Origin of the sequence: Nevskia sp. (genome assembly GCF_051860985.1) — a bacterium.
GTDB lineage: Bacteria > Pseudomonadota > Gammaproteobacteria > Nevskiales > Nevskiaceae > Nevskia.
On record NZ_JBIMKV010000021.1, the window covers coordinates 39,103 to 62,430 of the forward strand.

The following is a 23,328-nucleotide window of genomic DNA, read 5'->3' on the forward strand; positions in this document are numbered from 1 at the left end:
CGCGCTTCCTCCACCACGCGTTACCGGGAGTTCCGTCGCCATGATGTCCAGACGCCACGCCGAAGAATCCGAGGAGACCGGCATCGATCTCGCGCCGATGCTCGACTTCGTGCTCAACCTGCTGATCTTTTTCATCATCACCACGTCCTTCGTGAAGGAGTCCGGCATCCAGGTCACGCGCCCGCAGGCGCTGACCGCCGAACACAAGGACAGCGGCAACATCCTGATCGCCATCCGCCCCAACGGCGACATCTGGATGGACAAGCGCCGCATGGGCATCGGCGAGATTCGCGGTGCCATCGAACGGCTCCACATCGAGCGCCCGGACGACACCGTGGTGATCATCGCCGACAAGGAATCGCAGACCGGCGTGCTGACCAAGGTGATGGACCAGGTCAAGCTCGGCGGCATCGGCGATGTCTCCATTGCCGCCGCTCCCCCGGCCTGAAGGAGAACGCCATGGCACCCGCAACCACGACCGCGACCGAGTTCGAGCTGAACCTGCCGAAGGCCAGCTTCGGCACCCGCTGGATGACCGCACTGTGCACGTCCATCGTCACGTCGCTGCTGTTCTTCTGGCTGATGTACGCGGTGATCCACGTCAGCGGTCACGGCGTCAACAAGGTGGAGAACCTGCCGACCATCGATTTCGTGCGCCTGAAGCGCGACAGCGCGCCGGAAGCCACCGAGCGGCGCAAGCCGCCACCGCCACCACCGGCGAAATCGCCGGCACCGCCGTCGAAGATGAAGATCGATGTCGACGTCGCCGCACCATCCGCCGGCATCGGCATTCCGACCAACCTCGGCCTGCCGAGCAGCATGTCCGCCGGCACCGGCGGCGGCACCGGCAGCCTGGCCGGCGCGATGGACAGCGATCTGGTGCCGCTGCAGCGCATTCCGCCGACCTATCCGGCAGATGCGCGGCGCGGCGGCATCAATGGCTACGTGCTGATCGATGTCACCGTCAACCCGGACGGCAGCGTCCGCAAGGCGAGAGTCGTCGAGGCCAAGCCGAAGGGCCTGTTCGAGGCGGCCGCCGTGACCGCCGTGCAGAAGTGGCGCTTCAAGCCGAAGACCGTCGACGGCAAGGCCGTCGAGTTCCACGGCGTGCAGCGCATCGAGTTCAACCTGAGCGCCGCGGAGTGATGACCATGAGCTACCAGCATCCAGCCACTGCAATTGCCGTCGCCACCCGCGTCCAGGGCTGGCACCGGCTGATGGCCCTTGCCGCCGTCGGCCTGGCCACCAGCGGCGCGGCCCTGGCGCAGAGCCCGAATCCGCAGCCGGTCCGGCAGACACCGGCCCAGATCGCTGCCGCCAAGGAAGCGGCGATGATCGCGGCCGGCGTGCGCGCCGAGTGCCTGCCGTCGAAGCAGAAGGCAACCGCCAACATCAGCGAGGATCTCGTCGAGGACCTGCGGGAAGCGTCCGTACTGCTCGGCGAGAAGAAGACCGATCTGGCGATCGACAAGCTCAAGAAGCTGGTGACCAAGGGCGAGGACTACGACAAGGCGGTGGTCCACTACAACCTCGGCATCGGCTACTCCGAGAAGAACGACCTCGCCGCGTCGGCCTCGTACTTCGCCAAGGCGCTGTCCTACAACGCGCTGTCGCTGCAGCAGAGCGAGCAGCTGCGCTTCAACCTCGGCCAGCTCTATGTCGCCAGCGGTCAGTTCGACGCCGGCATCGAAGCGCTGCGTGACTACATGGCCAAGGCCTGCAATCCGGTGTCGCCGGATGCCCACGTGTTCCTGGCCAGCGCGCTAGCCGAGCGCAAGCGCTACCCGGAAGCCCTGGCCGAGGTCGACATCGCGCTGGCGGCCAGCAAGGTCGTCAAGGAGTCCTGGGTGCAGTTCAAGCTCGGCCTGCTCTACGAGGCCAAGGACTACAAGGGCTCGGCGGAAACGCTGCTGCAGCTGATCGCGGTGAACACCGGCAAGGCCGACTACTGGAAGCAGCTGGCCGGCGTGCTGCTGCAGATGGAAGACAGCACCCAGGCGGCGGCGGTGCTGGCGCTGGCCGAGCGGCAGGGGATGCTGGCCAGCGCCGACGACATCCGCAATCTCTACAACACCTACATGATCATCGGCGAGCCGCAGAAGGCCGCGCAGCTGATGGATCAGGCGATCGCCGACAACAAGCTGCCGCTCGACGAGAAGAACCTGGAGTCGGTGTCGAACGCCTGGATCAACGCCCGCGAGACCGCCAAGGCCGAAGCCACGCTGAAGCAGCTGGCGGCGATGGCCGAGCGCGGCGAGTACTACTTCCGCCTCGGTGCGATGTACGGCGATCAGGAGCGCTGGAAGGATTCCCGCGAAATGCTGGAGCGGGCGCTGGAGAAAGGCGGTCTGAAGAAGCCCGGCGAAGCCTGGTTCCGCATTGCTGTTGCCCACTACGGCGCCAACGACCTGAAGGGCGCGATCGCGGCGCTGCAGAAATCGGTGGCCTATGACGACACCCGGGCGCAGGCCAGCGAATGGCTGCGTTCGCTGTCGACCCAGCCCGCACCGGGCGCGGCGCCGGATGCCTCGGCAGCGCGCGATGCGGGGGCGGCCACCGTGGCCAGTCGCGCCGACTGAGCCTTTCGGCCGCTGCGGTGGCCGTCAGCCCGCCACGGCTGACGGCCACCCGGCGGGCCATCCCGCCTGAATCCCTTTGACCGGCGCGCCCCGTGGCGTGCCGCAGGGCCCGGCTGTGCCCGGGTCACCCGCCGCTGCACGCCTCACCGGAGCCATCGCGATGAAAGCCGCATCCAAGCTCAAACCCCTGTCGCTGGCGCTGGCGACCTGCGCTGCTCTGGCCGCCGGATGGACCGCCACACCGGCGGCGGCGCTGGAACTGGAGTCGGCGTCCATCGCCGACCTGCAGGCGGCCATGGCATCCGGTGCGCTCAGTGCCGAAAAGCTCGCCGGCCTCTATCTCGCCCGCATCGAGGCCTACGACCAGAAAGGCCCGGTGCTGAATACCGTGATCACGCTCAACCCGAAGGCGCTGGAACTGGCACGGGCGCTGGATGCCGAGCGCAAGGCCGGCAAGCTGCGCGGCCCGCTGCACGGCATTCCGATCGTGCTGAAGGACAACTTCGACACCGTCGACCTGCCCACCACCGGCGGCAGCCAGCTGCTGAAGGGCTCGCTGCCGCCGGACGATGCCTTTGTGGTCAAGAAGCTGCGCGCGGCCGGCGCCATCGTGCTGGCCAAGGTCAACCTGTCGGAATGGGCCGGGGGCGGCGGCAGCGTCAGCGGCGCCACCGATCCGGAAGTGATCAAGGCCGGCACGGTGCCGAACGGCAGCAGCTCGATGGGCGGCCAGACCCGCAATCCGCACGATCTGGCGCGCGGCCCGTCCGGCTCCAGCGGCGGCACCGGCGCGGCGATCGCCGCTGCCTTCGCGCAGTTCGGCCTCGGCACCGACACCGGCGGCTCGGTACGCGGGCCGTCGTCGGCCAATGGCATCGTCGGCCTGAAGCCGACGCTCGGCCTGTTGAGCCGCGACGGCATCATCCCGCTGGCGCTTTCCTTTGACACTGGCGGGCCGATGGCGCGCAGCGTCGAGGATCTGGCGGTCGCGCTCGGCGTGATGACCGGCGTCGATCCGGCCGACCCGGCCACCGCGAAGAGCGCCGGCCGCGCCGAGCAGGACTACCTGAAGTACCTGAAGCGCGGCGCGCTCAAGGGCGCGCGGATCGGCATCGCGCGGGACTTCATGGGCAAGGACGCCGGCACCGATCTGGTGATGGCGCGCGCCATCGAGATGCTGCGGCTGAAGGGCGCGACGGTCGTCGACATCAAGTACCCGGAGTACCTGCTGGCCGCCAAGCAGCCGCTGCTGACGCTGATGATGTCGTCGGAGTTCAAGGCCCAGATCACCGACTACCTGAAGACCACCGGCCCGGCCTATCCGAAGACCTTCGAGCAGGTGGTGGCGCTGTCCAACGATCCTAAGACCGGCTACCGCGCGCCGGAAAAGGCCTACGCGCTGAAGTACACGGCGTCGATCGCCCTGCCGCTCGACGACCCGCGCTATCTCGCCGCCAAGAACCAGGGCCTGCCGGCGATCAAGGCCGGCATCGATGCGCTGTTCGCGGCCGACAAGCTCGACGCCATCGTTTACCCCACATCGCCGAAGCCGGCGACCCTGATCGGCGAACCGTCGGCCGGCGGCCTGTCGGCAACCAGCTTCGCCAACGAAACCGGCTACCCGGATCTGATCGTGCCGGCCGGCATCACCCCGAACGGCCTGCCGGTGACGATCTCGTTCTTTGGCCCGGCCTGGAGCGAGCCGAAGCTGCTCGGCTACGGCTACGACTTCGAGCAGGCCACCAAAGCCCGGGTGCTGCCGAAGACCACGCCACCGCTGCCGGGCGACAGCCTGGCGATGCGCAACTGACGCGGGGGCCGGCCGATGACCCGCATCCCGATGTCCTGTCTGACGGCCCGCCTGACGCGCCGTCCGCTGGCTGCGCTGGCGGTTGCTGCAGCGCTGGCCTGCGTGAGCCCGGCACAGGCCTCGCTCGACCTGGCCACCGCCAGCATCACCGAGCTGCAGGCGCTGATGACCGGCGGCAGCCTGAGTTCCGAGCAGCTGGTGCGGCTTTACCTGGCCCGCATCGAAGCCTACGACGGCAAGGGGCCGGCACTGAACAGCGTCATCACGCTGAACCCGCGCGCGCTGGCCGAAGCGAAGGCGCTGGACAAGGAGCGCCGCGAAAAGGGTCCGCGCTCGCCGCTGCACGGCATCGTGCTGCTGGCCAAGGATGTCTTCGACACCCGCGATCTGCCGACCTCCGGCGGCTTCAAGCCGATGGCCACCTCGCAGCCGGATCGCGATGCCTTCGTCATCGATCGCCTGCGCAAGGCCGGCGTGGTGATCCTCGCCAAGCTCAACCAGTCGGACTGGTACGGCGTCGCCGCGCCCGGCGGCAGCTCGCTGAAGGGGCCGGTGCTGAGCCCTTACAACGCGAAGAAATCGACCGGGGGTTCGAGCAGCGGCACCGGCTCGGCGATCGCCGCCTGGTTCGGCACCGTCGGCCTCGGCAGCGATACCACGGGCTCGATCGTCATCCCCAGCACGCTGGCCAATCTGGTCGGCATCTCGGCGACCCACGGCCTCGTCAGCCGCACCGGCATGATGTGGAGCAGTCCGTCGCAGGAAAGCGGCGGGCCGATGTGCCGCAGCGTCGCCGACTGCGCCGCCGTGCTCGATGTCATCGCCGGTTATGACGCGGCCGATCTCGCCACCCAGACCGGCATCGGCAAGCTGCCCGAGCGGTCTTACGCCAGCTTCGTGTCGAAGACCGGCCTGAAGGGCGCGCGCCTCGGCGTGCTGCGCGAGATGGTGCGCAGCGGCCCGGTGCACGAGGAGGGCCGGGCGCTGTTCGAGCAGGCGATCGCCGATTTCAAGGCGGCCGGCGCGGTGATCGTCGATCCGGTCGACACCGGCCTTGGGCTGGCCGACAGCCAGACGCTGGCCGATGCGCCGCGCTACGAGGTCGCCACCGCGATCGACGCCTACCTGGCCCGGCTGCCGGCCAGCGCGCCGATCCGCAGCGTTGCCGAGATGATCGCCAAGGGCGGGGCGCTGGTGAAGCCGCGCATCGTCGAGTCCTACCAGTACGGGCCGATCGACCACAGCCCGGAACTGCTGGCCGCGATGAAGCACCAGACGGTGATGCGCGAGGCGCTGACCGGGCTGATCGACCGGTACCAGCTCGACGGCCTGATCCTGCCGTACCGCACCGCGCTCGCCGACGACTTCAAGGCCACGCCGAACCCGCCGGCCGCACCGGGCGCGCGCAGCGAGAACCGCAACGCCATCGCCTCCTATACCGGCCTGCCGACCATCGTCGTGCCGGGCGGCTTCTTCGCCTCCGACGGCATGCCGTTCGCCGTGCAGTTCCTCGGCAAGCCGTTCACCGAGCCGACGCTGATCCGGCTCGCCAGCGGCTACGAGGCCGCCACCCATCACCGCCGGGCACCCGCCGCGACGCCGCCACTGGCCGGCGAAACGCTGCTGCCCTGATCGCCTGCATCCACCGCCGCTCCCCTTCGAGGAACCGCTTCCCATGACGCCGCTCAAGCAGTCCGCCCTCGCGTTCGCCTTCGCGATCGGCAGCCTCACCCATCCCGCCCAGGCCGCCAGCCTGAATCTCGCCACCGCCACCATCGCCGACCTCCAGGCCGCCTACGGCAGCGGCAAGCTCAGCGCCGTGCAGGTCACCCAGGCGTACCTCGCGCGTATCGAGGCCTACGACCAGAAAGGCCCGGTGATCAACAGCGTGATCACGCTGAACCCGAAGGCGCTCGACGTCGCCAAGGCGCTCGATGCCGAGCGCAAGGCCGGCAAGGTGCGCGGCCCGCTGCACGGCGTACCGATCGTGCTGAAGGACAATTTCGACACCTTCGATCTGCCGACCACGGCCGGCTCGCAGCTGCTGAAGGGCTCGATCCCGCCGGACGATGCCTACGTGGTCAAGAAGCTCCGGGACGCCGGCGCGATCATCGTCGCCAAGGTGAATCTGTCCGAGTGGGCCGGCAGCGGCGGCAGCGTCAGCGGCGCCACCGATCCGGCGGTGCTGAAGGCTGGCGCGGTGCCCAATGGCAGCAGCTCGATGGGCGGCCAGACCCGCAATCCGCATGACCTCACGCGCGGCCCGGCCGGCTCCAGCGGCGGCACCGGTGCGGCGATCGCGGCGGTGTTCGGCCAGTTCGGCCTGGGTTCCGATACCGGCGGCTCGGTGCGCGGCCCGTCGACCGCCAACGGCATCGTCGGCCTGAAGCCGACTCACGGCCTGATGAGCCGCGACGGCATCGTGCCGCTGGCGCTGTCCTTCGACACCGGCGGCCCGATGGCGCGCAGCGTCTACGACATCGCCGCTTCTCTGACCGTGATGACCGGCGTCGATCCCGCCGATCCGGCCACCGCCAAGAGTGCCGGCCACATCGAGCCCGACTACACGAAATTCCTGAAGACCGGCTCGCTGAAGGGCGCGCGGATTGGCTTTGCCCGCGACTTCACCGGCAAGGACGCCGGCACCGATGCGGTGATGACCGCCGCCGTCGCCAAGCTCAAGGCGCTGGGCGCGACGGTGGTCGACGTCAAGTACCCGGACTACCTGATCGCCGCCAAGCAGCCGATCTACAACCAGCTGGTGTCGACCGAGTTCAAGGCCCAGGTCACCCAGTACCTGAAAACCACCAAGCCCGGCTATCCGAAGAGTTTCGACGAGGTGGTGGCACTGTCGAACGATCCGAAGACCCAATTCAAGTCGCCCGGCAAGGCGTACGCGCTGAAGTACACGGCGTCGATCGCCCAGACGCTGGATGACCCGGCCTATCTCGCAGTGAAGAACGAGCAGCTGGCGGCGGTGAAGTCGGGCATCGATGCGATCTTTAGCAAGTACAAGGTCGACGCCATCGTCTATCCGACCTCGCCGAAGCCGGCGACGCTGATCGTGCCGGACAAGCCGCCGCAGCCGACCGCCGGCACCGACAGCGCCACCAGCTTCGCCAACGAGACCGGCTATCCGGATCTGATCGTGCCGGCCGGCATGACGCCGGACGGTCTGCCGGTGGCGATCTCGTTCTTCGGCCCGGCCTGGAGCGAGCCGAAGCTGCTCGGCTACGGCTACGACTTCGAGCAGGCCACGCACGCGCTGGTGGAACCGAAGCACACGCCGGCGCTGCCCGGCGATGTCCTGACCTACTGATCCGGGAGCCCTGACATGAAGACCATTCCCGCGCATCGCGCGCTGCTCTGTGGCATCGCGCTCGCCTTCGGCCTGTCGAGTGTCGCCGAGGCCAAGACCTTCGAGCTGCAGAACGCCGGCATCGAAGACATCCAGGCCGCCGTCGATGCCGGCGCGCTGAGCTACGAAAAGCTGACCCGCCTGTACCTGGCGCGGATCGCCGCCTACGACAAGAAGGGGCCGTCGCTGAACACGGTCATCACGCTCAATGCCAAGGCCATCGAGACCGCCAAGGCGCTCGATGCCGAGTACAAGAAGAAGGGCCGGCGCTCGCCGCTGCACGGCATTCCGGTGCTCGCGAAGGACAACTACGACACCGCCGACATGCCGACCAGCGGCGGCGTGTTCCTGCTGGCCAAGTCGGTGCCGTATCAGGACGCGCCATCGATCAAGCAGCTGCGCGAGGCCGGCGCGATCATCCTCGCCAAGGTCAACATGGACGAGTTCGCGCACGGCGGCATCGGCTTCAGTTCGCGTCTCGGCCAGACCCGCAATCCGCATGATCCGCGCCGCCATCCGGCCGGCTCCAGCGGCGGCACCGGGGCCGGCCTGGCCGCCTGGTTCGCGCCGGTGGGGCTGGGTTCGGATACCGGCGGCTCGATCCGCGGGCCGTCGTCGGCCAACGGCGTGGTCGGCATCAAGCCGACCAATGGCCTGATTTCGCGCACCGGCATCATGCCCTGCGTGCTCAGCTTCGATACCGGCGGGCCGATGGCGCGCACGGTCTACGACGCGGCGGTGACGCTGGGCTTCATGACCGGTGTCGATCCCAAGGACCCGCTGACCAGCGGCAGCGCCGGGCTCGGCTACAAGGACTACACGACGTTCCTGAAGAAGGACGCGCTGAAGGGCGTCCGCGTCGGCGTGATCCGCGATCTGGCCGGCACCGATCCGGAAGTCGACCGGGTGTTCGACGAAAGCCTCGCCGAGCTGGAAAAGCTCGGCGCGGTGCTGGTCGAGGACGTCCACTACCCGGCGATCGTCATGCAGAACCGCGCCGTGGTCATGGAGCCGATGCGCGCCGAGGTGAAGGACAACTACCTCGACTATCTGGCGACCTTGCGGCCGGGCTTTCCGAAGACCGTCACCGAACTGGCCGAGAAGGGCATCAAGCTGACCGCGCCGCAGGGCGAGTTCCAGCCGCATCCCAGCGTCTACACGCGCTTCAAGGCGCTGGGCGAACGGCCGCCGCTGACCGCGCTGAGCTACACCTCGGCCAAGCAGTACGCGATGCCGGCGGTGCGCGGCGCGGTGCTCGGCCTGATGGAGGAAAAGAAGGTCGACGTGCTGGTCTATCCGACGCGCTCGCGGCAGCCGGAAATCATCGACCCGCTGACGCCCTACATCGTCGACCGGCCGCCGACGCCGTCGCTGACCAGCATCGCCAATGTCACGCAGTTCCCGGACGTCATCGTTCCTGCCGGCATCACCCGCGACAAGATGCCGGTGACGATCTCGTTCTTCGGCCCGGCCTGGAGCGAACCGAAGCTGCTGGCCTACGCCTACAGCTACGAGCAGGCGACCCGGCACCGGGTGGCGCCGGCCACCACGCCGCCGCTGCCCGGCGAGCGTTTCGAGTACTGAGGTTGAGATCCCGGCATCCGGTCATCACGGCGGGAAATGGCCCCGCGCGGATCGGATGCCGGCTTTTTGTTGCCGATCGTCGTGCACGCCGGCCACTGCGTGGATGACGCCGATACGAGGCTCGCCATGACCGGCCAGATGACACGTCACGTCACACGCCACATCTCACGCCCACTCCGCCGTCCGATCGCAGCAGGCCTGCTGTTGCTGGTTACCGGCGCCGCACAGGCGGCGACCCACACCTACGTTGCCAAGGACTACTACACGACGTTCTCCGGCGCCCATCCGGTGGCGCTGAGGATCAAGCCGGGCGACCGGGTGATCACCAAGACCATCGATGCCGGCGGTGCCGACTGGAATGGCGTCACCGTGGCCGGTCGCGGCAATCCGGAAACCGGGCCGTTCTTCATCGAGGGCGCGGAGCCGGGCGACATGCTGGTGGTGCGGCTGGAGAAGATCGAGCCGAACCGCGGCACCGCGTTTTCCGGCTCGCTGCTGGCGCCGTACACGGTCGATCCGGCGGCGATCGCCGAGCGCGTCGACCGCGAGCCGAAGCGGGTGATCTGGCTGATCGACAAGGACAAGGGGCGGGCGCGGCTCGAGGACGCCGCGATCCAGCCGGGCAATCTCGAGCTGCCGCTGAATCCGATGCTCGGCTGCGTCGGCGTCGCCCCCGAGCGCAAGCAGGCGATCGCCACCAGCACGCCCGGCAACTTCGGCGGCAACATGGACGTGGGTCTGCTGACACTTGCTTGGGTCGCTGCGGCGGAGGTCGTTTGGGCCCAGTGCAATGAGCGAGGAGCGGCCATGGTGGTTCCATGGTCGTGACGAATCGAAGCAGCAATGGGCCCAAACGGCCCCGTCCCGAAGGGCTGCGGCCAAAAAATCGCCAGGACTTCGTTGCGAACCTTGGCCATAGGTTGCTATGGCCTGCGGTTCGCGCCTCGCCTGGCGATTTTTTGACCTGCAGCGCAGCGACCCAAACAAGCGTCAGCAGACCCTTAGCCGGTGTCGTGGCCGGTGCCACGGTGATGCTGCCGGTATTCGAGCCGGGCGCATTGCTCTACATCGGCGATGGCCACGCCCGGCAGGGCCACGGCGAGCTGGTCGGCAGCGGTCTGGAAACCTCGATGGATGTGCAGTTCTCGGTCGAGCTGGTCAAGCAGAAGCCCATCGCCTGCCCCCGGCTGGAGAACGACGACTACATCATGGTGCTGGGCAGCGCCCGGCCGCTGGGCGAAGCGCTGCAGCACGCCAACAGCGAGCTGCAACGCTGGCTGATGGCCGACTACGGCTATACCGAGCGCGGCGCCCAGCTGCTGATGGGGCAGGCGGCCGAACTGGAGATCGCCAACGTCGTCGATCCGGCGTTCACGGCGGTGGCCAAGATGCGCAAGTCGCTGCTGGTCAGGCACTGATGCGCGACGCCTGCTCCGCGTCGCACCCGCAGCGCTGAGCTTGGGGAGCCGATGACGGCGCCGCGGTCGCCCATTGCGGCCGCCGCCTGCGGATAATCGGCGTTCCACTCGTTCATCCGGTGCCTGCCGATGTCGTCCGTCAAACCGCCGCTCGGTCCCGCCACCCGCCTGTGCATGTCGCTGGCGGCGCGGCCCGGCCGCTTCGGCACCCGCTTCCACAACCGGCTCTACGAGCTGCTCGGGCTGGACTACGTCTACAAGGCCTTCACCACCACCGACCTGCCGGCGGCGATCGGCGGCGTGCGGGCGCTGGGCATCCGCGGCTGCGCGATCTCGATGCCGTTCAAGGAAGCGGTGATCCCGCTGCTCGACGGCCTCGACAGCTCGGCGGCGGCGATCGACAGCGTCAACACCATCGTCAACGACGACGGCCGCCTGACCGGCCACAACACCGACTACACGGCGATCGTCAGCCTGCTGGCGCAGGCCGGCATCGGGCCGGACACGCCATTCCTGCTGCACGGCGCCGGCGGCATGGCCAAGGCGGTGGCGGCGGCGCTGCGCGATCGCGGCCACCGCCACGGCACCATCGTCGCCCGCAACGCGGCGCGCGGCCGGCCGCTGGCCGACAGCTATGGCTACCGCTGGACGCCGGACTTCGACGGGGAAACGGCGTCGCTGCTGATCAACGCCACGCCGCTGGGCATGGCCGGCAGCGCCGACGCCACGCGGCTGGCCTTTCCGGATGCCCTGATCGCCGCTGCCGACACGGTGTTCGATGTCGTGGCGCTGCCGGTCGACACGCCGCTGATGCAGGCCGCGCAGCGCCACGGCCGGCGCTGCATCTGCGGTGCCGAGGTCGCGGTGCTGCAGGCGCTTGCGCAGTTCGTGCTGTATACGGGCGTGCAGCCTTCGGCCGCCCAGGTGGAAGCCGCCGCCGCCTTTGCCCGCGCGGCCTGAGCAGGAGCAGCGGCACGCTGATCCGCACGGCGCTGGCCGGCCGGCACGGGCCGTGCTTGACTGGCGCTCATGAACAGGCCTGCCACCGACGCGATCGCCCACAACTGGCTTGACGATGCCCAGGCGCTGGTCACCGGCGCGCTGTTCGTCGCGCTGGGCATGACCATGTTTGCCCATGCCGGCCTGCTGACCGGTGGCGTCGCCGGCATCGCCTTCCTGATCAGCTATGCCAGCGGCGGCAGCGTGGCGCTGTTCTTCTTCGTGCTGAACCTGCCGTTCTTCGGCCTGGCCTGGTACCGGCTCGGGCCGCTGTTCACCGCCAAGAGCTTCATCGCCGTGGCGCTGGTGGCGGTCTGCACGGCGCTGGCGCCGAAGGTGGTGCGCTTCGAATTCCTGGACCCCTGGCTGGCCTCGGTGCTCGGCGGCTTCCTGATCGGCTTCGGCCTGCTGGCGCTGCTGCGCCACGGCGCCAGCGTCGGCGGCGTCAACATCGTCGCCCAGTGGCTGCAGCAGTCGCGCGGCTACAGCGCCGGCAAGGTGCAGATGACCGTCGACGTGCTGGTGGTGCTGGCCGCGCTGCGGCTGGTGCCGCCGGAGCGGGTGCTGCAGTCGGTGGTCGGCGCGCTGGCGATCGGCGCGATCCTGGCGCTGAACCACCGGCCGGGGCGCTATCTCGGCGTCTGAGCCGCCAACGCAGGCGGGCTGCGCGATGCACCGGGGGGATCGGGCGGCAGCCGCGTCTTGCAGATCAGGCCCGTCACTGCCCGAGTCGCCCGCCATGTCCGCATCGTCTTGCCGCCGCCGGCTGTTCCGCAGTCCTGTGCCGCTGAAATCGGCATGGCGATGGCGACTATTGCGATCGCTGCTGACCACCGTGCTGCTGCTGGCCGGCAGCAGAGCGTCGGCCGCCGCCGCACCGCGCGTGGCGGTGACCTGCCTGCCGCCGGGCGCGGCGGCCACCTTCGTGCTGCTTGATCCCCAGCACGGTCGCCTGCAGGTCGACGGCGGCGCGCGCGCCGACCGCCGCTACAGCCCGGCCTCGACCTTCAAGCTCGTCAACACGCTAATCGGCCTGGAAACCGGCGCGGTCGACAGCGTCGACCAGGTGCTGCCTTATGGCGGCCAGCCGCAGCCGCGACCTGAATGGCAGCACGACATGTCGCTGCGCGAGGCGATCCGGGTCTCGGCGGTGCCGATCTATCAGGAACTGGCGCGCCGCATCGGCCTGGCGCGGATGACGGCGATGCTCCGGCGGCTCGACTACGGCAACGGCGAGATCGGCAGCGTCGTCGACCGCTTCTGGCTGCAGGGGCCGCTGGCGATCTCGGCGGTCGAGCAGGTGCAGTTCCTGGATCGCCTGCTGCGGCAGGCGCTGCCGCTGCGCCCGGCGCATGTCGAGGCGCTGGAAGCGATCACGCTGCAGGCGGAAAGTGCCGACCACGCGCTGCACTACAAGACCGGCTGGTCGACGGCGACCCGGCCGCAGATCGGCTGGGTGGTGGGCTGGCTGCGGCGCGGCGATCAGCGCCAGCCGTTCGCACTGAACATGGATATCGCCGGTGAGGAGCAGCTGCCGCAGCGCTGGGCGCTGGCCCGGAGGTGCCTGGTCGCGCTGGGCGCGCTGCCGGACGGCGACTGAGCGGGCCGCAACGCACGAGGGCCGCATGTTGCGGCCCTCGTGGCGGATGCGGCTGGATGGCGCGCGGTGGCGCGTTCAGCGGTTCCAGCAGTTGCCCGGCTGGTCGTTGATCGCGACCCAGAAATGCTGGTTGCTGCGCAGGTTGCCGTAGCCGCGGAAGCCCCAGCCGCCCGACGGGTTGTCGTGGAATTCGGCCATCCGCCAGCCGCTGCCGAACGAGGTGCTGCACAGCTGATCGCCGGTCGCGCGGGAGCGCAGAGCATCGCCGTAGATCGGCAAGGTGGCCGACAGATGGCCGCCCAGCCAGCCGTCGTAGAACTCCCCCGGCGTGGCTGTGTACGGCGGGCGCGGCGAGCCGTCGTTCTTTACGCACAGCACCGGCAGGATCGCCTTGCAGCTCATGTCGCCCTGGTAGGGATTGCAGCCGTCGGGGGCGCCGCCGTTGCAGTTCACCGAGTCGATGCCGAGCGTGCTGTCGTGCGAGCGCTTGGTCCAGGTCATGCCCTTGCCGCCGGCGGCGTCAGCGGTTGCCGCCACGCACAGCGCGGCCAGCAGGATGTAGCGAATGCTTTGCATGGTGTTCTCCTTGATCGGGGTGGATTCGGTGCTGCGGACCGAACATTGACAGGAGTTTAACTTTGCGGCGACACCGCCCGTGGTTTTCACCACAGGGGCGAACGCGGGGGCGGCTCAGCGCAGCGGGCCGAAGGCCGGCGGCGGCAGGCGATGCCGGGTCGCCGATTCGTAGGCGGTGGCGACGCGGATCAGCACGGGTTCCTCGCCCTGGCCGGCGAAGAAGGTGATCGACACCGGCAGCGGATGCTTCAGCGGCTTTGGCTTGGCATTCGGCGGCAACACCGCGAGGTAATCGCTGCGGTCCTCGTTGAGCGCATAGACCGGTTCGACGATCGTGCGGGTGACGCCGGCCGGCACCACCACGCGCGGGATCTGGAAGAACGGCGTGATGCCGTCGAGGCTGATCGCGCCGACGTTCGGGCCTTGGATCTTCGGCGTCGGCACGATGTTCTCGGGATGCACGAAGACATCGATCCTGTTCTCGTACATGACCCGCAGCAGGGCCAGCCGCGCGATGTGGCTGCGCGCCAGCGCATCGGCCTTGCCGGCCTGCTGGTGGCCCTGCCACTGCGCCCAGTTGCGGGCGCCGGCCAGCGACTTGTCTTCGCGGAACATCGCGTGCTCGACCCAGTCGGCCCAGGTCCTGATCCGCGCATCGCCGCGCTGCTGAAGGTAGCGGTCGATGTCGAACGCGAAGTCCGCGCACAGCGCGGGCTGGCAGGGGAGCGCGCCGAAGCTCGCGAAGTTGGCGATGTTCACCGCATCGGTCAGCGGCGCCGCGCGGCGGGCCAGCTTCAGCAGGTAGTCGTAGGACGTCACGTCGTGGCCGGGCACCGCGAACAGCGGCTGGCCGTCCTTGCCGCGCCGCTGGAAGATTTCCGGCATCGCCCAGGGCAGCAGTTCCGACAGCGCGTCGCCGAAGTGGTAGGCGACATCCGGCACCGCTGGATCATCCGGATAGCCGCTGGCGCGCAGCTCGACCAGCTCGGCACCGAGCTGGTCACGCAGCACGCGCTTGATCTCGCCGTCGATCTGGTCGGAGATCGCCACATGGTTGGCGGTCTTCTTGACCATGTGCTCGCGCACGATGGCGATGCGCAGCCCGCGCAGCGGCGCGGCCGCCGGCGTCGCGGCCACGGCGTTGACGATGGCGGCAGCGTACGGCTGCGCCGGCACCAGCGCCTTCGGCACGGCGGTGAAGGCGTCGCGGCGGTCGTAGTAGCCGTCGACCGGATCGCGCAGCGCATCGAACACTTTCACGGCATCGACCAGCGTCCGCGCGTGGATGCCGGCGCGATCGTTGAACCACTGGTAGCCGATGCCGCCGTTGTCCGGCAGCAGGCCCTTGGTGGTCAGCAGGCTGGCGATGCCGTTGCGCGACGCCGGCCCCTGGCAGGACGCACCCGACTGCTCGCAGATGCCGATCGCAACGAGATTCGCCGCCACCGCGACGCCGGAGCCACCGCTGGAGCCGCGCGAAACGCGCTCGGTGTCATAGGGATTGCAGCTCTGGCCGCCCCAGCTGCCCATCGTCTGGCCGCCGGCGACCAGGTTCTTCGTGGCCTTGTTCGGGCCGCCCGGATCGCCCGGGCCGCCGTTGAATTCGTGGGCCACCGATTTCGCGTAGATGATCGCGCCGCGCGCCCGCAGCCGGGCGACGATGGTCGCGTCGGCCGGCGGTGCGTCCATCGCGAAGTGCACGTCGTTGTTGGCCGTGGTGCGCATGTCGCGGGTGTCGTAGACATCTTTCACGGCGACCGTGATGCAGTACATCGGCAGCTGCGCCAGATCCGGCTGGCGGCCGTACTGGGCATCGAGTTCGGCGGCCCGCTCCAGCGCATCCGGCTGCTGGCGGAACGCTTCGCAGACCGCCGGTGCATCCTTCGGCAGCGGGCCTTTTGACGGATGGCGATCGAAGTCGCCCTTGCAGGTCACCGAGCGTTCGCCGCGCAGGTTCAGCGTTTCCAGCGCATTGAGCTGACCGGCGTCCGGCAGGCCGACGCGCATGCCGGTCTGCGTCATCGCCGCCGGGTCCGACACCGTGTGCGCCATCTGCCCGTACTCGAGCGGCAGGCCCTGGTAACGGCCGAGGTCCGGAAAGATCGACGAGGCCTTGACCGTCGCGGTCGGGAACGCCAGCGCCTTGCCAGCGCGGACATAGCCGCTGGCGGCGGCGATCTTCCGGCCATCCGGCGTCACCAGCGCTGTGCAGACACCGTTGTAGGCGCGGGCGCGATCGAGATAGGCCTGCACGATGTCGCGGCAGCTTGTCTTGCCGCTGCTGATCGCGGCCTGGGTGTCGGCGATCGTCGCTTCGACGACCTCGAAATCGGCGGCGCCGCTCGCCGTGCTGGTAGCCGCCAACGCCAGCAGCAGCGCAGTGCCGATGCCGGCGAGACGGCGGGCGGGCGTGGGGCGGGTTGCTGCGCGAGACCTGTTCAAGACGGCGCTCCGGCATGCGCTGGCCGAAGCGGCCATGACCCTGGCTCAGACGGCTGGCATCAGCCGGCCCCCACCATCAATCGCATTGTCCGGAGCGATCCGCGCCGTCCAACCGGCGCGCGTCCCGGCCCGCCAGCGGTCAGGGCAGCGGGATCGGCTCGATGCTGAGGTCGTAACCGATGGTGTGGCTGGCCAGCCCGACGCCGAGCGGCAACGGCATCGGCAGGAAGCCGCCGGCAGCCTGCAGCACGGTGCCGGTGCCGACCTTGGCGGTCTGCGCCGTGTAGCGGCCTTCGATTGCGTGCGTGACCACCTGGTTCTCGACCCGGAACAGGCGCGCCGCCGCCGCTGGAAACTTCAACAGCGGGCCGGTTGCCACGGTCGTCGTGGTCAGCCGAGTGCGCGGACCGATCGCCCGGGTCTTGCCGTTGCGGGTGCCGAGCAGCGTCTTCACGCTGACCTCCACCATGCCCAGTTCGACCCGATCGCCGAAGCCGAGCGTCGTGAAGCCGGCCACGGTGGCCGGGCTTTCGGTGATCGCGCCCAGAAAGATGCCGTAGGCCTCGATGCCCGTCGCCTGCAACGCCACCGGTGGCACCACCTCGACGAAGGCGATCAGCTCGTTGCTCGGCCGCCCTTCGCTGCCCACGGCGCATGACGAGCCGGAGACATGCACCGACGCCCGCCGGCCGTTGCCGGGAAACGCGAAGCCCGGCGGCAGCAGGCCGGCGAACTGCGACGCCGAATAGTTCAGCAGCACCGTCTGCTCCTCGCAGTCGCCGAAATAGAGAAAGCCGGCAGGTACCTGCAGCGGGGGCCGGGCGTGAGCGCCCGGAGCGGCGAACGCAAGGACAGCGACAGCGAGCAATCGGATTTTCACGGCAAGGCTCCGGGCGGCGGGGAGTCGTTTGCGGTCGCCGATTCCGGCATTGCGCCGGCGCATCCACGGCCGCGTTCGTCGATCGCCTGCTTCGGCGGTCGGCGGAAGCAAAGGGAGTGCGAAAGCCTGGAACATTCCGCTCCCGCAGGCCAGCGAGGGCCGCGCTCAATCCTGCCGGCACCGTTGCAGGTCGGCGGCATCGGGCGCGGACGCCCACCGTCGAGAACCGTCCCGACAGGCAGGATCACCACCGGCTGCCGAGCGCACGCGAAAGACCCTAGTCCAGGAACGATTTCTTCACGGTCAGCCCGCCGGAGGTCTGGTCGCCCAGGCGGGCGCGCGACAGGGTGCGGCCGATGCTCAGGCTCAGCCAGGTGCCGCGCCCCAGATGCAGATCGCCGCCGATGGCGAGCTTCAGGTAGTTGTCGCGGTCGCCGTTGCGGAAGGCGTCGAGCAGCAGCGCGGCTTCCAGGTTGGCGCTCCACGGCGCGGTGCCGCCGCGCAGGCGGGTCGACACGGCGAGCTGGTCGGCCGTCACATAGCGGCCGCCGGCCTGCGGGTCTGGCAGCGGTTCGCCGTGCCGCCACAGCAGCTGGCCGAGCACCTGCGCGTGGCGGCCGAGGAACGACGGCGTCCAGTCCGGCTGCGTGCCCAGCGCATCGAAGCCGTAGGCGGTGGTCGCGAAGGCGACGAAGCCGCGCGGTTCCAGCGCGCCGACGCCATTGGCCAGCGTGCGGAAGGTCGGCGACAGGCCGATCGCATGGCCGGTGGCGTTCCAGGTGTAGGCGGCCACTTCCGGATCGTCGCGGCAGTCGCGCATGCCCTGCCGCGCCAGCACATGCAGTTCGGCGCGATAGCGGGCGTCGGCGCGCTGCATCTCGGCGGCGACCTCGGCGCGCTGCTGCAGCAGCGCGGTGCGTTCGGCCGGATCGTGGATGCCGGCGCGCAGCCGCTCATCCAGCGCCTGCAGCGCCGCCACCTGCGCCAGATAGGCATCGCGGGCCGTAGACGGTGGCGTGATGCGCCGCTCGAAGCAGTCGCGCAGCGAGCCGGGGCCGCGGTGCACGCGGGGGTCGCGCTGTTCATGCAGCACCAGGCGCAGAGTCGGCGCGAAGCGGGTGCTGAGGTCCTGCGCGCTTTCACCCCGGCTGACCGCCAGCGACAGCTGGATGCGCGACACGAAACGTTTGCGGCGGTTGTGCTGGTAGTCGGCCAGCGCCAGCCGCGAGCGGCCGAGCTGGGCCGGCGCAAAGTCCACACCCAGCGCGGCGCGCGGCCGGCCCTGGTCGTCGAACACCTGGGCGGCCTCGATCGAGAAATCGGAGGTCGCCAGCGCCTGCGCGGTCAGGAATGGCGCGACGCCAAGCGTGGTGAAGCTGGCCGGTTCCGGGCCGGCGACATCGATGCGCGCCCTGCGCATCGGCGTGTCGCGCTGCAGATCGTCGAACCAGCTGGACTCATCGGCGCGCGCCAGCGGTGCGAGCAGCATCAGCAGCAGCAACAAGGGCAGGCAGCGCGACATGGCAGGCGAGTACGGACACCGCCCGGACGGCGGCAGCGGAGGCTCGCGGGTTTCGGCGGCCGTTGCAATGCGGGGCACTGCAGGGCGTCGGGGTAGGGCGCGACGGACACCAGGCGTCAGCAGAAGGTGGCGGCCGCGGGCCGCTGCCTGCCGTTTCTCGAAGAGGAATTCCGATGCGCCGTCCAGAACCGAAGCCTGTCCCGTTCCTGCGCCGTCTGCGGGTCCTGCCGATTGTCACCGCCGCCGTGCTGCTGGCCGGCGGACTGGCGGGCGGATCGGCCGCGCAGGCCGCGCCGCTGCCGCTGACCGAGGCCAGCATCCCGCAGCTGCAGCAGGCGATGGCCGACGGCAGTCTGAGCAGCGAGCGGCTGGTGTCGCTGTACCTGAAGCGCATCGAGGCCTACGACAATCGCGGCCCGGCGATCCACAGCGTCATCACGCTGAACCCGAAGGCGCTCGACACCGCGAAGGCGCTCGACCGCGAGCGCAAGGCCGGCAAGCTGCGTGGCCCGCTGCACGGCATTCCGGTGCTGCTGAAGGACAACTACGACACCGCCGATCTGCCGACCACCGCCGGCTCCTTCCTGCTGAAGGGCTCGATCCCGCCGGACGACGCCTACATGGTCCGGCGCCTGCGCGAGGCCGGTGCGATCGTGCTGGCCAAGGTCAATCTTTCCGAGTTCGCCTCCGGCGGCGCGCAAAGCTCGCTCGGCGGCCGCACCCGCAATCCGCACGACCTCACGCGCACGCCGTCCGGTTCCAGCGGCGGCACCGGCGCGGCGCTGGCGGCGGTGTTCGCGCCGCTCGGCTTCGGCACCGATACCGGCGGCTCGATCCGTGGCCCGTCGACCGCCAATGGCATCGTCGGCCTGAAGCCCACGCACGGCCTGCTGAGCCGCGACGGCATCGTGCCGCTGGCGCTGAGCTTCGACACCGGCGGCCCGATGGGCCTGAGCGTCGCCGACATCGCGGTATCGCTCGGCACCATGACCGGCGTCGATCCGGCCGATCCGGCCACCGACAAGAGCGCCGGCCGGTTCGAGACCGACTACACGAAATACCTGAAGGCCGATGCGCTGAACGGCGCGACGATCGGCATCGCCCGCGACTTCATGGGCCAGGACGAGGAAGTGGACTGGGTCATCGAGACCGCACTCAGCACCATGCGCAAGGCCGGCGCGACGATCGTTGACGTGCGCTATCCGAAATGGCTGCTCGACAGCCGCGCCGAGTTCTACAACGCCATCCGCCGGCCCGAGTTCCGCAGCCAGATCGGCGACTATCTGAAGACGCTGAAGCCGGGCTATCCGAAGTCGCATGCCGAGCTGATGGCCGGCGTCGAAGCGCTGACCGCACCGACCGACGGGATGATCCCCAACCCGACGCGCTGGAACCTGTTCAAGCAGGAAGCCGCCAGCGGCAGCCTTGACGATCCGGCCTACCTGAGCGTCCGCGACCACGCGCTGCCGCTGGTGCGCGCCGCGCTCGACGGCCTGCTGAAAGCCCAGCGGCTCGATGCGATCGTCTACCCGACCTCGCCGAAGCGCCCGGCGCGCACCGATCTCGATCCGGTCACCGGCGGCCCGGAAGGCCGCTCGGCCACCAACTTCGCCAACCTCAGCGGCTATCCGGATCTGATCGTGCCGGCCGGCTTCACCGCCGGCGGGCTGCCAGTCGGCATCTCGTTCTTCGGCCCGGCGTTCAGCGAACCGAAGCTGATCGCGCTCGGCTACGCCTTCGAGCAGAAAAGCCGGGCACGCCGGCTGCCAGTGCTGACGCCGCCGCTGCCGGGCGAGCAGATCGGCCGCTGAAGCCACGCCGCTCCGCCGTCGGCTTTCAGTGCGGCGGCGATAGTCAGCAGCGCGTCGATGTCGGCCAGGTCATCTGCTGCCAGCCGGCCGGCCTGGCGCTGCAGGTTCAGCACGCTCGGCAGATCGTCGTAGCGGCGCTGGGAATAGCCGCGCTGCGCCGAATACAGCTTGCGCAGCGCCGTCAGCAAGGGAGCCCGGATTGAACAACGCGAGATCCGGGATGATGTTCTTCCTGGCGATCGCGCCTCCCGGATTTCGCTGCGCGCTATCCGGGCTACGCTTGCGGCCGACGTCCCGTTTTCCATATCGTCAGTCCCGTTTCTTGGGACAACCACCTTGCGCTGCGAGGATTTCCGATTTTTGTGACCACGTTGGCGGACCGGCGCGCAGGATTAGGGGACTATCTAACGGGACGGGGTACGTCCCCAGTTTGGCGTTGGACTAATAAACGAGATACTCACATGAAGGCCTTCGTCGTATCCCTATTACTTGCTGCCAGCCTAACCGCGTGCTCGGAAGATAAACCGCTTGCTATTGTCATTCCTGCTGACGTCAAGCCCGAAATAAAGCAGGTGGTTGAACAAGCATGGCCAAAGGTTCTGGCCGCTTGTCCTGGCTTCAATCTCTATGCCTCAGATTTATCGTTCTCGGGCATAGAAGATAATCTTTCATATGCGCCTGATCATGCCAAACGCATCGAGATGAAGTTTCGCGTCGCGGAAAATCCAACACGCATCCCGGTTTCATATCGGGCGTTTGGCTACATGTGCTATTTCGGAATTTCGCCGGACGCCAGCAAGCTAGTTATCTCAAAAGACGCTTGCGCTTCCATATGTGCTGGTGCAGAGGTTTCTGCATCAAGCAATTATGAAAAATCGCTCTAAGTGGTTGCGGCAGATCCAACTATGCGCTCCACGCGACTGGCCTGCTTCCGCTGAGCTACGGCAGGGCTGAGGCTTACGCTGGCGTTGAGCGGCAACCGACTGCTCAAAAACTACAATAAAGAAGGGTGTGCTATGAAAATTCGCGAAATAAAACTCACAAACTTCAAGCGATTTACAGAAACCACCATTGCCGACATCCCTGGAACCGCACGGCTGGTTATTGTTGCAGGTCCCAATGGGTGCGGAAAATCGTCACTTATCGACGCCGCCCACATGTGGTATCGAGGACACTTTGCGCGAAGCAATGCCTGGGACGAAAACTATCATCGAAAACAGATTGCTGGGGCTTCCACCAATTGGAACAATTCCGTGGCCGTTCAATTCCACGACCCTCAGCCTTCCTCGGAAGCAGAAAAACGAAAAGCACTGTACGTCCGTTCCGCATACCGGAACGACCCGGAGTTCTCGCTTGATAGCCTTTCTCGGGTGTCTCCGGCAACGCAAGAATTCCGAATTAGCAGACTTATTGACAACGATCAGGCTGTGGGCTTGAACTATCGCCGCTTGGTTTCCCAAGGATTCGAGGAGGTGTATGAGCGCGCTGATCCATCACTGACGATGGCCGAGTTTAGAGAGAAATTTATTGGCGAGATTCGCGATGCAATGCAAAGGCTTTTTCCCGGCCTAGTTTTGAATAGCCTCGGAAACCCTCTTTCGGCCGGAACATTTCGCTTCGATAAAGGCGATAGCCAAGCGTTTCTCTATAAAAATCTATCAGGTGGTGAAAAATCCGCGTTCGATCTTCTTCTTGACATATTTGTTAAGAAAAAGGAGTTTGACGACACAGTTTTTTTCATTGACGAGCCAGAAGCCCACATGGCGCCAGGTTTGCAAGGCGCGCTTCTCGACGAACTGTATCGGGCTATACCCGCAAACAGTCAGTTGTGGCTTGCAACACACTCGATCGGGATGATGCGGCGTGCCCGCGATCTTGCGCAGAGCCATAGCGGATCTGTTGTATTTCTTGACTTTGATGGGGTGAACTTCGATCTGCCAACAACATTGCGACCGATAGAGCCGAATCGACCGTTTTGGAAGCGGGCGATACATATTGCTCTCGACGATCTCGCAGGTTACGTGACACCGGAACAGGTGGTGCTATGCGAGGGCGGTCGCGTCGACGGTGGCCGCGACTTTGATGCTGAGTGTTACAACGAGATTTTTCAATCTGAATATCCACATGTTGTATTCCTTGGCGCTGGAAACGCCAATGACATTGAGAACGACCCTCGAGGCGTGGGGCGCCTATTAACTGCGCTAGCTCCGCATGTTGAGATTGCGCGTGTAGTAGATCGCGACGATAGGACTGATGCCGAGGTGCGGACGCTGCAGGAAAAAAATGTGCGCGTACTGTCCCTTAGGGAATCTCTGAATAACCCGCGCCCAGTGGAGTCACGGGTTGCGAATTTCGTATGAAGCCGCCGAGCTGGCGATTTTCTGCTCAATCTGCTGCTCCGGGGCTCTGAACAACCCCGGTTTTCCGCCTTTCGGGCGGATTACCCCTGCAACGCGAGCAAATGTTTCCTCGCCATGAACAGGTTGGCGAGTGCTGCCGTCACGTTCAGCCGGTGCGCGTTCTTCTCGATGCCCCGATAGCGCACCTTGGTGAAGCCGAACTTCAGCTTCATCACCGCGAATACGTGCTCGACCCGAGCCCTGATCTTCGACTTGGTCCGGTTCTTCATCCGCTCCACCTCGTCGACGATGCCCTTGTACCGGTAGCGCTGGTTGGTGAAGTCCTTGGCTTCCGGGGCATGGACCGCCAGCAGGTCCTTCTGGCCCCGATACGCCTGATCGCCATAGAC

21 protein-coding genes are annotated in these 23,328 nt (G+C 67.7%); 15 read left to right on the forward strand and 6 right to left on the reverse strand.

What is annotated here, in order from left to right:
* The first annotated feature begins 43 nt into the window (after window positions 1-43).
* From ACTIGJ_RS17190 to ACTIGJ_RS17245, 12 genes are all read left to right on the forward strand, one after another.
* Complete coding sequence (locus ACTIGJ_RS17190) at window positions 44-448, forward strand: ExbD/TolR family protein (protein ID WP_439641570.1); 405 nt, start codon at window positions 44-46, stop codon at window positions 446-448.
* Window positions 449-459: 11 nt separating this feature from the next.
* Complete coding sequence (locus ACTIGJ_RS17195) at window positions 460-1,146, forward strand: energy transducer TonB (RefSeq protein WP_439641549.1); 687 nt, start codon at window positions 460-462, stop codon at window positions 1,144-1,146.
* Window positions 1,147-1,151: 5 nt separating this feature from the next.
* Window positions 1,152-2,579: a tetratricopeptide repeat protein gene (locus ACTIGJ_RS17200; protein WP_439641550.1), complete on the forward strand. Its 1,428-nt coding sequence runs from the start codon at window positions 1,152-1,154 to the stop codon at window positions 2,577-2,579.
* Between the two features lie 160 nt (window positions 2,580-2,739).
* The gene (locus ACTIGJ_RS17205) at window positions 2,740-4,389 is read left to right on the forward strand and encodes an amidase family protein (RefSeq protein WP_439641551.1); all 1,650 of its coding nucleotides are present in this window, start codon (window positions 2,740-2,742) and stop codon (window positions 4,387-4,389) included.
* A gap of 15 nt (window positions 4,390-4,404) precedes the next feature.
* Window positions 4,405-6,021 carry an amidase family protein gene (locus tag ACTIGJ_RS17210; protein ID WP_439641552.1) on the forward strand — a complete coding sequence of 539 codons (1,617 nt, stop codon included), beginning with the start codon at window positions 4,405-4,407 and terminating at the stop codon, window positions 6,019-6,021.
* Window positions 6,022-6,064: 43 nt separating this feature from the next.
* Window positions 6,065-7,708, forward strand: a complete 1,644-nt coding sequence (locus ACTIGJ_RS17215) for an amidase family protein (protein ID WP_439641553.1) — start codon at window positions 6,065-6,067, stop codon at window positions 7,706-7,708.
* Window positions 7,709-7,723: 15 nt separating this feature from the next.
* Window positions 7,724-9,331 (forward strand): amidase, encoded by a 1,608-nt coding sequence (locus ACTIGJ_RS17220; protein WP_439641554.1) that lies wholly within the window; start codon window positions 7,724-7,726, stop codon window positions 9,329-9,331.
* A 204-nt stretch (window positions 9,332-9,535) separates the two neighbouring features.
* Window positions 9,536-10,159: a hypothetical protein gene (locus ACTIGJ_RS17225; protein ID WP_439641555.1), complete on the forward strand. Its 624-nt coding sequence runs from the start codon at window positions 9,536-9,538 to the stop codon at window positions 10,157-10,159.
* 185 nt (window positions 10,160-10,344) lie between these two features.
* Complete coding sequence (locus ACTIGJ_RS17230; RefSeq protein WP_439641556.1) at window positions 10,345-10,749, forward strand: acetamidase/formamidase family protein; 405 nt, start codon at window positions 10,345-10,347, stop codon at window positions 10,747-10,749.
* Window positions 10,750-10,878: 129 nt separating this feature from the next.
* Window positions 10,879-11,709, forward strand: coding sequence for a shikimate 5-dehydrogenase (locus ACTIGJ_RS17235; protein ID WP_439641557.1), 831 nt, complete (start codon window positions 10,879-10,881; stop codon window positions 11,707-11,709).
* Window positions 11,710-11,778: 69 nt separating this feature from the next.
* Window positions 11,779-12,393, forward strand: a complete 615-nt coding sequence (locus tag ACTIGJ_RS17240) for a YitT family protein (protein ID WP_439641558.1) — start codon at window positions 11,779-11,781, stop codon at window positions 12,391-12,393.
* 169 nt (window positions 12,394-12,562) lie between these two features.
* Window positions 12,563-13,348, forward strand: a complete 786-nt coding sequence (locus tag ACTIGJ_RS17245; RefSeq protein ID WP_439641571.1) for a penicillin-binding transpeptidase domain-containing protein — start codon at window positions 12,563-12,565, stop codon at window positions 13,346-13,348.
* A gap of 75 nt (window positions 13,349-13,423) precedes the next feature.
* Here ACTIGJ_RS17245 and ACTIGJ_RS17250 read toward each other — a convergent pair whose 3' ends face one another.
* From ACTIGJ_RS17250 to ACTIGJ_RS17265, 4 genes are all read right to left on the reverse strand, one after another.
* Window positions 13,424-13,924, reverse strand: a complete 501-nt coding sequence (locus ACTIGJ_RS17250; protein ID WP_439641559.1) for a flagellar hook-length control protein — start codon at window positions 13,922-13,924, stop codon at window positions 13,424-13,426.
* 114 nt (window positions 13,925-14,038) lie between these two features.
* Window positions 14,039-16,366: an amidase family protein gene (locus ACTIGJ_RS17255; RefSeq protein WP_439641560.1), complete on the reverse strand. Its 2,328-nt coding sequence runs from the start codon at window positions 16,364-16,366 to the stop codon at window positions 14,039-14,041.
* A gap of 139 nt (window positions 16,367-16,505) precedes the next feature.
* Complete coding sequence (locus ACTIGJ_RS17260; RefSeq protein WP_439641561.1) at window positions 16,506-17,246, reverse strand: hypothetical protein; 741 nt, start codon at window positions 17,244-17,246, stop codon at window positions 16,506-16,508.
* Between the two features lie 277 nt (window positions 17,247-17,523).
* A complete protein-coding gene (locus ACTIGJ_RS17265; protein WP_439641562.1) occupies window positions 17,524-18,768 on the reverse strand; it encodes a hypothetical protein in 1,245 nt (414 codons plus the stop codon).
* Between the two features lie 173 nt (window positions 18,769-18,941).
* On the opposite strand from ACTIGJ_RS17265, the gene ACTIGJ_RS17270 reads away from it, so the two are divergent.
* Window positions 18,942-20,579, forward strand: coding sequence for an amidase family protein (locus ACTIGJ_RS17270; RefSeq protein ID WP_439641563.1), 1,638 nt, complete (start codon window positions 18,942-18,944; stop codon window positions 20,577-20,579).
* Here the strand turns inward: ACTIGJ_RS17270 and ACTIGJ_RS17275 are convergent.
* The gene (locus ACTIGJ_RS17275; RefSeq protein ID WP_439641564.1) at window positions 20,498-20,884 is read right to left on the reverse strand and encodes a hypothetical protein; all 387 of its coding nucleotides are present in this window, start codon (window positions 20,882-20,884) and stop codon (window positions 20,498-20,500) included. The two genes, ACTIGJ_RS17270 and ACTIGJ_RS17275, sit on opposite strands and share 82 nt — an antisense overlap.
* Window positions 20,885-21,040: 156 nt before the next feature.
* Here ACTIGJ_RS17275 and ACTIGJ_RS17280 point away from each other — a divergent pair, with 156 nt between their 5' ends.
* Window positions 21,041-21,463: a hypothetical protein gene (locus tag ACTIGJ_RS17280; protein WP_439641565.1), complete on the forward strand. Its 423-nt coding sequence runs from the start codon at window positions 21,041-21,043 to the stop codon at window positions 21,461-21,463.
* A 132-nt stretch (window positions 21,464-21,595) separates the two neighbouring features.
* Window positions 21,596-22,939: an AAA family ATPase gene (locus ACTIGJ_RS17285; RefSeq protein WP_439641566.1), complete on the forward strand. Its 1,344-nt coding sequence runs from the start codon at window positions 21,596-21,598 to the stop codon at window positions 22,937-22,939.
* Between the two features lie 80 nt (window positions 22,940-23,019).
* Here ACTIGJ_RS17285 and ACTIGJ_RS17290 read toward each other — a convergent pair.
* A partial coding sequence (locus ACTIGJ_RS17290; protein WP_439641567.1) for a transposase occupies window positions 23,020-23,328 on the reverse strand: 309 nt, incomplete at its 5' end.